The 12,505-nt window shown below is 71.0% G+C and carries 10 protein-coding genes; 9 read left to right on the top strand and 1 reads right to left on the bottom strand.

Translation table 11 applies throughout. The features are described 5' to 3' along the window. The first annotated feature begins 81 nt into the window (after positions 1–81). The 3 genes from ABFC67_RS02010 (at position 82) to ABFC67_RS02000 (ending at position 2,288) form a co-directional block, all read left to right on the top strand. Entirely contained in the window at positions 82–1,428 is a 1,347-nt protein-coding gene (locus ABFC67_RS02010; RefSeq protein ID WP_346736358.1) for a UDP-glucose/GDP-mannose dehydrogenase family protein, read from the top strand. 9 nt (positions 1,429–1,437) lie between these two features. Beyond that, positions 1,438–1,653, top strand: a complete 216-nt coding sequence (locus tag ABFC67_RS02005) for a SlyX family protein (protein WP_346736357.1) — start codon at positions 1,438–1,440, stop codon at positions 1,651–1,653. Between the two features lie 110 nt (positions 1,654–1,763). After that, positions 1,764–2,288 carry a DUF2058 family protein gene (locus ABFC67_RS02000; RefSeq protein ID WP_346736356.1) on the top strand — a complete coding sequence of 175 codons (525 nt, stop codon included), beginning with the start codon at positions 1,764–1,766 and terminating at the stop codon, positions 2,286–2,288. A 7-nt stretch (positions 2,289–2,295) separates the two neighbouring features. On the opposite strand, the gene ABFC67_RS01995 is transcribed toward ABFC67_RS02000, so the two are convergent. Next, on the bottom strand, positions 2,296–4,350 hold the full coding sequence (locus tag ABFC67_RS01995) for a 3-hydroxyacyl-CoA dehydrogenase NAD-binding domain-containing protein (protein WP_346736355.1): 2,055 nt from the start codon (positions 4,348–4,350) through the stop codon (positions 2,296–2,298). Positions 4,351–4,476: 126 nt separating this feature from the next. On the opposite strand from ABFC67_RS01995, the gene ABFC67_RS01990 reads away from it, so the two are divergent. From ABFC67_RS01990 to lepA, 6 genes are all read left to right on the top strand, one after another. Next, positions 4,477–4,944 carry a hypothetical protein gene (locus tag ABFC67_RS01990; protein ID WP_346736354.1) on the top strand — a complete coding sequence of 156 codons (468 nt, stop codon included), beginning with the start codon at positions 4,477–4,479 and terminating at the stop codon, positions 4,942–4,944. 3 nt (positions 4,945–4,947) lie between these two features. Then, positions 4,948–7,539 (top strand): EAL domain-containing protein, encoded by a 2,592-nt coding sequence (locus ABFC67_RS01985; RefSeq protein WP_346736353.1) that lies wholly within the window; start codon positions 4,948–4,950, stop codon positions 7,537–7,539. 96 nt (positions 7,540–7,635) lie between these two features. Continuing rightward, positions 7,636–8,223, top strand: coding sequence for an RNA polymerase sigma factor RpoE (gene rpoE, locus ABFC67_RS01980; protein WP_346736352.1), 588 nt, complete (start codon positions 7,636–7,638; stop codon positions 8,221–8,223). 5 nt (positions 8,224–8,228) lie between these two features. Then, positions 8,229–8,867, top strand: coding sequence for a sigma-E factor negative regulatory protein (locus tag ABFC67_RS01975; RefSeq protein ID WP_346736351.1), 639 nt, complete (start codon positions 8,229–8,231; stop codon positions 8,865–8,867). Between the two features lie 272 nt (positions 8,868–9,139). Further along, positions 9,140–10,537 (top strand): DegQ family serine endoprotease, encoded by a 1,398-nt coding sequence (locus ABFC67_RS01970; protein ID WP_346736420.1) that lies wholly within the window; start codon positions 9,140–9,142, stop codon positions 10,535–10,537. A gap of 127 nt (positions 10,538–10,664) precedes the next feature. After that, positions 10,665–12,473, top strand: a complete 1,809-nt coding sequence (gene lepA / locus ABFC67_RS01965) for a translation elongation factor 4 (RefSeq protein WP_346736419.1) — start codon at positions 10,665–10,667, stop codon at positions 12,471–12,473. The last annotated feature ends 32 nt before the right edge of the window (positions 12,474–12,505 follow it).

Below are 12,505 nucleotides of genomic sequence, written 5' to 3'. Positions count from 1 at the left end.
CCCGTTTCGTTTTCCGTCGCGGTGGCCGCGCGCCGCCTTCGCTTCTACAATGCGCGGTCCGCCAGCGCAGGGAACATACGCATGAAGGTCACGATCTTCGGCACCGGCTACGTGGGGCTGGTCACCGGCGCCTGTCTCGCCGAGATGGGCAACCACGTGCTGTGCGTGGACGTGGACGCGGACAAGGTCGCGCGTCTGGATCGCGGCGAGATCCCGATCTACGAGCCCGGCCTGGAGCCGATGGTCAGGCGCAACCACGCGGCCGGGCGGCTGATGTTCGGCACCGACGCGGCGGCCGGCGTGGCGCACGGCCAGGCCGTCTTCATCGCGGTCGGCACGCCGCCGGACGAGGACGGCAGCGCCGACCTGCGCTACGTGCTGGCGGTGGCGAAGACGATCGGCCGGCACCTGTCCGGCTACACCGTGGTGGTGAACAAGTCGACCGTGCCGGTCGGCACCGCCGACCGCGTGCGCGCGGCGATCGCCGACGAACTTGCCACGCGCGGCGTCGACGCGGCTTTCGACGTCGTCTCCAACCCGGAATTCCTCAAGGAGGGCGATGCGGTCGACGACTGCATGCGCCCCGACCGCATCGTCATCGGATCCTCCAGCGAACGCGCGGTGCATCTGCTGAAGACGCTGTACGCGCCGTTCAACCGCAACCACGAGCGCATCGTGCTGATGGACGAGCGTTCGGCCGAGCTGACCAAGTACGCTGCCAACGCGATGCTGGCGACCAAGATCAGCTTCATGAACGAGGTCGCCAACATCGCCGAGCGCGTCGGCGCCGACGTCGAGCTGGTGCGCCAGGGCATCGGCGCGGATCCGCGCATCGGCTACCACTTCATCTATCCGGGCGCCGGCTACGGCGGTTCCTGCTTCCCCAAGGACGTGCAGGCGCTGGAACGCACTGCGCGCGCGCACGGCTACGAGGCGCGGCTGCTCGGCGCGGTGGAAGCGGTCAACGCCGACCAGAAGCGCAAGCTGTTCGAGCTGATCGCGCGGCACTTCGGCGGCGCGGTTGAGGGCAAGACCGTCGCCCTGTGGGGGCTGGCGTTCAAGCCCAACACCGACGACATGCGCGAGGCATCCAGCCGCCGACTGATGGAAACGCTGTGGGAAGCGGGCGCCAGCGTGCATGCCTTCGATCCGGAAGCGCGCGCCGAAACCCGCCGCCTGTACGGCGAGCGCGCTGGCCTGGTGCTTTGCGACGATCCCTACGCGGCGCTCGAAGGCGCCGACGTGCTGGCGGTCGTCACCGAGTGGAAGATCTTCCGCAGCCCCGACTTCGCGCGCATCCGCGAGCTGCTGCGCACGCCGGCGCTGTTCGACGGCCGCAACCTGTACGACCCGGAAGCGGTGGAGCAGGCCGGCATCGCCTACTACGGCATCGGCCGCGGCCGCAGCATCGCTGCGCGCGCCGACTGAGGGCGTGCCATGACGGCGACGCTGGAATCCCGCCTGACCGAACTCGAGGTGCGCTTTGCCTTCCTCGACGATGCGGTGGCCGCGCTTTCCGCCGCCGACACCGAGCGCACCCAGCGCCTGCTGGCGCTGGAGCGCACGTTTCGCGAGATCCGCGAGGAACTTGCCGCGATGCGCGTCGCGCTCGGCCACGACATGCGCGACGAGCCGCCGCCGCCGCATTATTGAGGAGGGCCGGCGCCCTCCCGGGCGCCGTGCCTGCGCGAGCGGGCATCCATTGCAACCGCACGTGGGTGGGAATGACGACTGACCGGACGTTCTCCGAGGGAGCCGCCCCGATGGCCGAATCACTGCGCGACCAGCTGCTCAAGAGCGGCCTCGTCAAGCAACTGCGCGAGGAAAAGCAGGCACGCCGCGAGCCGCGCGAATCGCGCGAACCGCGAAAGCCCGCGCGCGCCCAGGACATGGATCTGGGCAAGGCCTACGCGCTGCGCGCGCAGGCCGAAAAGCAGGAGCAGGCGCGACTCGAGCGCGAAGCCGCCGAACGCGCGCGTGAGCGCAAGGAGCGCAAGCGCAAACTGCAGGCGCTGCTGGACGGCAAGGCGCTCAACCGCAGCGACGCCGAACTGCTGCGCCACTTCAGCTACGGCGACAAGATCCGCCGCGTGCACGTCGACGCCGAGCAGATGCGCGCGCTCAACGCCGGCGAGCTGGGCGTGGTACAGCAGAACGGCCGCTACCTGATCGTGGCGCGCGAGCTGGCGCTGCAGGCGCAGGCGATCGCGCCGGAAGCGCTGGCGTTGCTGGCCGAGCCCGGCGCGGGCGGCGCCGACGACGGCGTGCCCGACGACCTGGTCTGGTAGGCGCGGCTCAGGCCTGCGCGCGCAGCGCCTCGCCGTCCCAGCCGGCCTTCGGCGCGAAGCGCGCGCCGTAGCGTTGCGCCAGCGCTTCCAGTTGCGCCTTGACCGCCGGCGCGCCGACGCTGCGGATGTGCTGGATCGGGCCGCCGCGGAACGGCGCGAAGCCGGTGCCGAAGATCACGCCGGCGTCGAGCAGGTCGGCGTCGTCGACCACGCCTTCGGCGAGGCAGGCCACCGCCTCGTTGAGCATCGGCAGGATCAGGCGCTGCTCGAGGTCGGCCGGGGCCTCGTACTTGGGATCGAGCTCCGGCTTCCTCGGCTTGCCGTTCTCCCACACGTAGAAGCCTTGCCCGTCCTTCTTGCCGCGCTTGCCGGCAGCGAGCAGGGCGCCGATGCCCTTGGGCAGCTCGACGCCGAGGAACGGGCCGAGCTCCTTGCCGACCGAGGCGCACACGTCGAGGCCGACGGTGTCGGCCAGCTCGATCGGGCCCATCGGCATGCCGAACTTCTTCGCCACCTTGTCCAGCGCGGGGCCGGGCACGCCTTCGTTGTAGCAGTGCATGGCCTCGAGGAGATACGGCATCAGGATGCGGTTGACCAGGAAGCCCGGCGTGCCCTTGACCGGCACCGGCAGCTTGTCGATCGCCTTGATGAAGGCCAGCGCGCGCTTTTCCGCGTCGGCGCCGAGGCGGTCGTGGCGGACCAGCTCGACCAGCGGCATCTGCGCCACCGGGTTGAAGAAGTGCAGGCCGAGGAAGCGCTCGGGTTGCTTCAGCACGCCGCGCAGCTCGTCCAGCGGGATGCTGGAGGTGTTGGTCGCCAGCAGCTCGTTCGCGCGGAACTGCGGCTCGACCGTCTGGTAGAGCCGGCGCTTGGCCTCGGCGTTCTCGAAGATCGCCTCGATCACCAGGTCGGCCTGCACCACGCCGGTGCCTTCGACGTCGGCGTTCAGCCGCGCCAGCGCGGCGCCGATCCGCTCCGGCGTCTTCAGGCGCTTCTCGAACAGGCCGCGCGCGCGGTCCAGCGCCGGCTGGATGTACTTCAGCTCGCGGTCCTGCAAGGTGACCTGGAAGCCGCGGTAGGCGCACCACGCGGCGATGTCGCCGCCCATCACGCCGGCGCCGACCACGTGCACGTGCCCGATGCCGTGCTCGACGCCGCCGCCGAGCCCCTTCAGGCGTTCCTGCAGGAAGAACACGCGGATCAGGTTGCGCGCGGTCGATGTCTGCGCCAGTTTGGCGACCGAGCGTGCCTCGAGCTTGAGGCGCTGGCCGATGTCGCCGCCGCCGCGGCGCCAGACCTCGATCAGCGCGAACGGCGCCGGGTACTGGTCCGGGCGCGCCTTCGCCGCCGCCTGCTTGCGCATCAACGGCGCGAGGATCTGCCGCGCCGGCCAGGCGTTGGTCGCCCAGGCCAGCGCGCGCTGCGCGAACGGGCGTGGGCGCGGATGGCGGATCAGTTCCCTGGCCGCTTCGACCAGCAGCTCGGGCGAGGTTACCTGGTCGACCAGGCCGAGCGCGCGTGCGGCTTCCGCGGCGACGGTCCTGCCGGTCAGCATCAGCTCCAGCGCCTTGGGTGCGCCGATCAGCCGCGGCAGGCGCGCGCTGCCGCCCCAGCCGGGGTGGATGCCGAGCATCACCTCGGGCAGGCCGATGCGCGTCTTCGGATCGCGGCTGGCGACGCGCTGGCGGCAGGCCAGCGCCAGCTCGGTGCCGCCGCCCATGCAGTGGCCGTGGATCGCGGCGACGGTGGTGCAGGGCAGGCGGGCGAGGCGCTCGAACACGCGCTGGCCGTTCTCGATGGCGTCCAGCACCGTGCCGGCCCGCTCGTACTGCTCGAACTCGCGGATGTCGGCGCCGGCGATGAAGCCGGCGTCCTTGGCCGAGCGGATCACCACGCCGCGCGGGCGCTCGATGCCGAGCCGTTCGACGATCTCGGCCAGCTCGTCCAGCACGGCGCGCGACAGCGCGTTCACGCCTGCGCCGGCGCGGTCCAGGCTCAGCACCACGATGCCGTCGGCGTCGCACTCGGTCTTCCAGTGGTTGAAGCGCAGACCTTCGAACATGAGCGCAGTCCCGCAGCCGACGTCCGGCTATGATCCCGACATCGTGCGGCTCTGGTCAATGCAGCGGCCGCAAGCTAAGGTGCGGGCGCATCCTGGGGAAGGTGGACCACCGTGGAACGAGGCGGCATGCAGGGGAGCGCCGGCCTGTTCGAGCGCATCCTCGGCGCGGAGCACAACCTGGTGTTGCTGGAGACGTCCGACCAGGACGCGCTGGTCGCCCAGTTGCGCCTGCTGGCGCGGCGCACCGGGCAATCGGTGTACGCCTGGCGCGACGAGGCCGGACTGCGCAGCCTGCGCGACGGCGACGTGCTGGTGCCCGGCTCCAAACGCATGGCCGACGCCTTGCGCTACGTGCTGCAGAGCCTTCATTTCGGCATCTACCTGTTCGTCGACGCCGCGCCGCACCTGCGCGCGCCGAACACGGTGCTGCTGCGCCAGATCGCGCGCACGCGCACGACCTACGACCGCCGGGTCGTGCTGATGGGCGCCGAGGTCGCGTTGCCGGACGGTTTCAGCGAGGAGGCCGCGCGGCTGCGCCACGACGCGGCCGCCGCGATGCGCCTGCGCCTGCGCGACGGGCGCTGGGTGGTGTAGCGCATGGCCGATGACGCCAAGACCGGCTCGCTGCTGATCGTCGCCACCCAGCGCGACGACCGCCGCGCGCTGTTCGACGCGCTGGACGGCCACGAGTTCGAGGCGATCTATACCGCCAAGGACGTCGACCAGGCGCGCGCGCTGCTGGCGCAGGACCCGGCGGTCGACCTGGTCCTGCTCGACTTCGTCGGCGAGGCACGCGAGGCGGTCGCGTTCTGCACCCAGTTGCATGGCGATCCGCGCCACGCGGCGATGCCGGTGCTGGGCATCCTCGCCGCCGACGCGGAGCGGCGCGTCTGGGGTTTCCAGCGCCAGCCGCCCGGGGTGGTCGACTGGCTGCGCAGCCCGGTGGATGCCGCCGAGGCGCTGGCGCGGGTGCGCGCCGCGCTGCGGCAGCGCGGCATCGCGCCGCCTCCGGCCGCCGCGACCGGCGACGGCTACCGCTACGTCTTCGACGGCAGCCGCGACGAGCTGATCGTGTCCGACCCGAAGAGCGGCGCCATCATCGAGGTCAATGCCGCCTTCGAACGGCGTTCGGGCTTCAGCGCGGCGCGGGCGGTCGGGCGGCCGCTGGACTGGATCGACGCCAGCCACGGCCGCGAGCAGCGCGTCGAGTTCGCGCGCCGTGTCGAGCAGGAGGGACGCGTCCGCTACCGCTGCGACAAGCCGCGCGCCGACGGCTCGAACTACCCGGTCGAGGTGACCACCCAGTTGGCGGTGCGCGACGGCGAGCTGGTGCATTTCAGCGTGGTGCGCGCGCTCGGTGAGCTGCACCGCATGCAGGCCGCGATGATGCTGCTGGCGCGCATGCTCGCCACCGGTAGCGGCGACGAGGGCGTGCAGCGCGCCGCGCAGCTTCTGGCCGAGTCGTTGGAGCTGGATTTCGTGGTCGTGCTTTCGGCGCGGCCCGAGGAAGCCGGCGCGCTGCTGCCGCTGGCGCTGGTGCAGCGCATGGCCACGCCGGCGGACGCACCGGATCTGCTGCGCCAGCCCACCCTGAAGCTGGTGCTGGACGGCGAAACGGTCGCCCATCCGGAGGACGCGCAGCGCCTGGCGGAAGCCGATGCGTTCGTGCGCGCGCTCGGGCTGAACGGCCTGATCGGCCTGCCGTTGGCCGACGAGCGCAGCAACGTGCTCGGTGCGCTGCTGGTCGGCGCGCGCGCGCCGATCACCGGCGGCGAGGGCGTGCTGCAGACCCTGCGCGTCGCCGCGGCGCGTTTCGCCTTCGAACTGGAGCTGCGCCGTGCGCGCGAACAGGGCCGCGCCAAGGGCCTGCAGGACGCGCTGACCGGGCTGCCCAACCGCCTGCTGTTCAACGACCGCCTCGAGACCACCATCCGCGAGGCGCACCGCACCGGCGAGATGTTCGCGGTGCTGTTCGTCGACCTCGACCGCTTCAAGAACATCAACGACTCGCTCGGCCACTCGGTCGGCGACGAGGTGCTGGTGGCGGTGTCCAAGCGGCTGCGTGCCAGCGTGCGCGCCTCCGACACGGTGGCCCGCTACGCCGGCGACGAGTTCACCCTGATCCTGCGCCACATCACCCAGCGCGAGGACGTGCTGCGCATCGCCGAGAAGATCGTGCGCGTGATGGAGGCGCCGCTGACCCTGGCCGACGGCGCCGAGCTGCACATCACCGCCTCGATCGGCGTCAGCTTCCATCCGGACGACGGCAACACCGCCGAGCGCCTGCTCAAGCACGCCGACGTCGCGATGTACAGCGCCAAGGGCATGGGCCGCAACAACTTCCAGGCCTACGTCGCGGTGCCGGAGGAGTCGCACCAGCAGCGCATCGCGCTGGAGGCGAAGCTGCGCCAGGCGGAGAAGAACGGCGAGCTGCGCGTGTACTACCAGCCGCAGGTGGACGCGCAGAGCGAGGACATCGTCGGCATGGAGGCGCTGATCCGCTGGGAGCACCCCGAGCTCGGCATGATCAGCCCCGGCTTCTTCATCCCGCTGGCCGAGGAAACCGGCCTGATCGTGTCGATGGGCGAGTGGGTGCTGCGCACCGCCTGCCGCGACGCGCGGCGCTGGCAGCAGCGCTTCGGCTTGCCGCTGCGCATCGGCGTCAACCTGTCGCCGCTGCAGTTGATGCAGCCGAACCTGGCCGAGCTGGTGCGCACGGTGCTGGAGGAAACCGGGCTGGAGCCGGGCACGCTGGACCTGGAAGTGACCGAGAGCATCAGCGTCAAGGGCATCCCCAACCTGCTGGAGACGCTGCAGGCGCTGCACGATCACGGCTGCCACATCTCGATCGACGACTTCGGCACCGGCCAATCCTCGCTGGACTACATCAAGCGTTTCCCCGCCGACCGCATCAAGATCGACCAGACCTTCGTGCGCAACATCGGCGTCGACCCGGACGACGAGGCGATCGTCAAGGCGACGCTGTCGATGGCGCACAACCTCAGCCGCGCGGTGATCGCCGAGGGGGTGGAGATCGAGCAGCACATGGAATTCCTGCGCGCGCACGGCTGCGAGGAGCTGCAGGGCTACCTGTTCAGCCGGCCGCTGGCGCCGGCGGCCTTCGAGAACATGCTGGCCGAGCGCGAGCGCCTGCTGGCGTCGTCGTCGGGCGCGGCGCAGACGCCTTGAGGCCGCCGCGCGCGGCCCCATGTCGAGAACTTCCGACCTGGATCGCGGTCTCACCGGGACGCTTGGCCAGGTCGGCGCCGAGGGAGAGCGGCCCGGATGGGCGAGCACGAAGTGGACCGCGCGCTGGTCGAGCGCGTGCAGCATGGAGACACCAGGGCCTTCGATCTGCTGGTGCGCAAGTACCAGCACAAGATCGTGGGCGTGATCTCGCGCTACGTCTCCGACTGGAGCGAGTGCGAGGACGTGGCCCAGGAAGCCTTCATCCGCGCCTACCGGGCGATCGGATCCTTCCGCGGCGACAGCGCGTTCTACACCTGGATGTACAAGATCGCGATCAACACCGCCAAGAACCATCTGGTCGCGCTGGGGCGCCGCCCGCCGACCGGCGATCTCGCCATCGAGGACGCCGAGCACGCCGACGGCGGCTCGCGCCTGCGCGACCGCGCCACCCCCGAGCACGAGCTGCTGCGCCAGGAAATTGAACAAACCGTGTTCGCCACGGTCCAACAGCTGCCCGAGGAACTGCGCACCGCCATCACCCTGCGCGAAGTGGACGGGCTCAGCTACGAGGAGATCGCGGAAGCGATGAACTGCCCGATCGGCACCGTGCGTTCGCGCATCTTCCGCGCGCGCGAGGCGATCGACCAGAAGCTGCGCCCGCTGCTGTCGGATCGAGAGGACTGAACGCCATGAGCGACGACGTCAAACTGCAGCTGTCCGCGTGGATGGACGGCGAGCTGGATGCCCAGGAGGTGCGCTTCCTGTTGCGCCGGCTCGGGCACGACGACGCGCTGGCCGCCGCGTGGGGCCGCTATCACCTCGCGCGCGACGGCCTGCGCCGGCAGTCGCAGCGCATCGCCGGCCCCGATTTCGCCGCGCGCGTGATGCGCACGGTGCAAACGCTGCCGGCGCCGTCGCGCGCCAGCGGCAGGCGCTGGCTGCGCTGGACCGCCGGCGGCGCGATCGCCGCCGGCGTCGCCGTCGCCGCGCTGGTGCTGGTGCAGCCGGATGGCCCCGGCGTCGCCGGACCGGGCATCGTCGCGGCGCCGAGCCGTCCGGCGCCCGCGCAGGCCGCGGACACTTCCCTGCAGGCATCGCTGCCGGGGCCGGTCGCCGCGCCGATGCTGGCGCAGCCGGCCGGTGCCGTCGCCGACAACCCGCTGGACTTCGTGCGGCCGGTCGCCTACTCGCGCGAGCTCGAGCCGTACCTGGCCCGGCATGCGCGCGCCGCCGGCACGGCAAACGGGGGCGGCGCCGTGCCCTACCTGCTGCTGCTCGCGCCGCCGCCCGCGCCCTCGGCCGAAACGGGCGCGCGGGACGGTCGATGATTCCGTGCGCGGGCGCCCGCCGCGCTCCGATGGCCGCGGAGGTGCGGATCGCGGGCAGGTGACGCGGCCGCTTCGCGCCGCCGGTACGCGCGGGGGCGCGCGCTGAATCCGCAGCGGCGCGCCGTGCGGGAACCCGCGGCCGGGCGCCGCAGTCTGTGCTGCGGGCCCGGGCGGAATCCAGCCACAATCCACTTTCCCTGCCGCGCGAGGGCTCGCGCCCCGATGCGCGGGCGGATGGCACCCAGGAGGTCGATGCGATGAAAAGGTTCACGATGCGGTTCGCGGCGCTGGGCGCGCTGCTGCTGGTCGCCGGCAGCGCACTTGCCGCCGGCCTGCCGGACTTCACCGGCATCGTCGAGAAGAACGGCCGGGCCGTGGTCAACGTGCAGGCCACCTACGATGGCCAGACGCGCGCAAGCGCCGACGCGGACGCCGGCCCCGACCAGCAGATGCCGGAAATCTTCCGCCGCTTCTTCGGCATCCCGCTGCCGCCGCAGCGCGACGACGAGCGTTTCTCGCTGGGCTCCGGCTTCATCATCTCCAGCGACGGCTACATCCTGACCAACAACCACGTCGTCGACGGCGCCGACCAGGTCAAGGTCAAGCTGTCCGACCGCCGCGAGTTCACCGCCAAGGTGGTCGGCACCGACGCCCAGTACGACATCGCGCTGCTCAAGGTCAGCGCCAGCGGCCTGCCGACCGTGACCATCGGCGACTCGCACCAGCTCAAGGCGGGGCAGTGGGTGGTGGCGATCGGCTCGCCGTTCGGCTTCGACCATTCGGTCACGGCGGGCATCGTCAGCGCGGTCGGCCGCAACTTCGGCGCCAGCGACCAGCAGTACGTGCCGTTCATCCAGACCGACGTGCCGATCAACCGCGGCAATTCGGGCGGCCCGCTGTTCAATCTCGACGGCCAGGTGGTCGGCATCAACTCGCAGATCTTCTCCAACACCGGCGGCTACATGGGCGTGTCGTTCTCGATCCCGATCGACATCGCGATGAGCGCGGTGCAGCAGATCAAGGACAAGGGCTTCGTCACCCGCGGCATGATCGGCGTGCAGATCCAGGCGGTGACCGACGCATTGGCGAAGAGCGTCGGCCTGCCCAATACCGGCGGCGCGATGGTCAGCGTGATCAACGCGGGCAGCCCGGCGGAGAAGGCCGGCATCAAGCCCGGCGACGTGATCCTCGCGTTCAACGGCCAGCCGATCGACGGCCCGGCCGACCTGCCGCCGCTGGTCGGCGCCAGCCGTCCGGGCAGCAAGGCCACGCTGGAAATCTTCCGCGACGGCAAGCAGCGCAACGTCGGGGTGACGGTGGGCGAGCTGCCGCGCGACGCCAGGACGCTGGCCGCCGCCGAGGCCGGCGCGGTCAGCGGCAACCCGCTCGGCCTGGTGGTGCAGGACCTCACCGCCGCCGACCGCCAGCGCCTCGGCCTGAAGGCCGGCGAGGGCGTCGGCGTGGCGCGCGTGATCGGCGTCGCCGCCCGTCGCGCCGGCTTGCAGCCGGGCGACGTGATCCTGATGGTCGGCCGCGCGCGCGTCGCCTCGGCGGCGGCGTTCAACCAGGCGGTCAAGGGCGCCAAGCCGGGCGAGCCGGTGATGCTGCTGGTGCGCCGCGACGACGCGACCAGCTTCATCGCCATCACCGTACCCAAGGACGGCGGCTGAGCCCCGCCCGCGCCGGCGCGCCCGCCGCGGGGACGGCCGGCCCGTGCGGCGTCCGGCTCATGCGATAATCCCGGCTTCGGGCCGCCTGCGGGCGGCCCGAAGCGCACCACGCTGCGCCCGCCATCCCCTGCCGCGCCGTTCCATGGACCACATCCGCAACTTCTCCATCATCGCCCACGTCGACCACGGCAAGTCCACGCTCGCCGACCGCATCATCCAGATCTGCGGCGGGCTGGAGGCGCGCGAGATGGAGGCCCAGGTGCTCGACTCGAACCCGATCGAGCGCGAGCGCGGCATCACCATCAAGGCGCAGTCGGTGTCGCTGCCGTACAAGGCGCGCGACGGCAAGGTCTACCAGCTCAACTTCATCGACACGCCGGGCCACGTCGACTTCAGCTACGAGGTCAGCCGTTCGCTGGCCGCCTGCGAGGGCGCGCTGCTGGTGGTCGACGCCGCGCAGGGCGTCGAGGCGCAGTCGGTGGCCAACTGCTACACCGCGGTGGAGCAGGGCCTGGAAGTGGTGCCGGTGCTGAACAAGATCGACCTGCCGACCGCCGATCCCGAGCGCGTCAAGCAGGAGATCGAGGCGGTGATCGGCATCGACGCCACCGACGCGATCGCGATCAGCGCGAAGACCGGGCAGAACGTGGAGGCGGTGCTGGAGGCGATCGTCGCGCGCATTCCGCCGCCGAAGCCGCGCGACACCGACCGCCTGCAGGCGCTGATCATCGACTCCTGGTTCGACAACTACCTCGGCGTGGTCTCGCTGGTGCGCGTGATGCAGGGCGAGATCAAGCCGCACGACAAGCTGCTGGTGATGTCCACCGGCCGCGCGCACGAGGTCGACCAGGTCGGCGTGTTCACGCCCAAGCGCAAGGTCAAGGACAAGCTCGGCGCGGGCGAGGTGGGCTGGGTCACGGCCTCGATCAAGGACGTGCACGGCGCGCCGGTGGGCGACACCCTGACCCTGGCCGGCGCGCCCGCGCCGCATCCGTTGCCTGGTTTCCAGAAGATGCAGCCGCGCGTGTTCGCCGGCCTGTTCCCGGTGGCCGCCGACGACTACCCGGCGCTGCGCGAGGCGCTGGACAAGCTCAAGCTCAACGACGCCGCGCTGCACTTCGAGCCGGAGTCGTCCGAGGCGATGGGCTTCGGCTTCCGCTGCGGCTTCCTCGGCCTGCTGCACATGGACATCGTGCAGGAGCGCCTCGAGCGCGAGTACGACCTCGACCTGGTCACCACCGCGCCGACCGTGGTCTACGAGGTGCTGCAGACCGACGGTACGGTGCTGCAACTGGACAATCCGGCCAAGCTGCCGCCGATGCAGAACGTCGCCGAGGTGCGCGAACCGATCATCGTCGCCAGCATCCTCACGCCGCCGGACTACATCGGCAACGTGATCACGCTGTGCGAGGAGAAGCGCGGCGTGCAGCGCTCGATCCAGTACCTGGCGACACAGGTGCAGATCAGCTACGAGCTGCCGCTGGCCGAGGTTGTGCTGGACTTCTTCGACAAGCTGAAGTCGGTATCGCGCGGCTACGCCTCGATGGACTACCACTTCCTGCACTTCCAGGCCGGCCCGTTCGTGCGCGTGGACGTGCTGATCAACGGCGAGCGCGTGGACGCGCTCAGTCTGATCGTGCATCGTTCGCTGGCCGACCGGCGCGGCCGCGAGCTGGTCGAGCGCATGAAGGACCTGATCCCGCGGCAGATGTTCGACGTCGCCATCCAGGCCGCGATCGGCTCGCAGGTCATCGCGCGCTCGACGGTGAAAGCATTGCGAAAGAACGTGCTGGCGAAGTGCTACGGCGGCGACGTGACGCGCAAGCGCAAGCTGCTGGAGAAGCAGAAGGAAGGCAAGAAGCGCATGAAGCAGGTCGGCCGGGTGGAGATCCCGCAGGAGGCCTTCCTCGCCGTGCTCAAGGTGGATTCCAAGTGATGCCCGGACCGGAGCGGACCGCATGAAGCTGT

This window comes from Mizugakiibacter sp. (assembly GCF_039680435.1).
In the GTDB taxonomy this organism is placed as follows: domain Bacteria; phylum Pseudomonadota; class Gammaproteobacteria; order Xanthomonadales; family Rhodanobacteraceae; genus Mizugakiibacter.
Note: the sequence above shows the minus strand (reverse complement) of the source record. Positions and strands in the feature narration are given on the sequence as shown.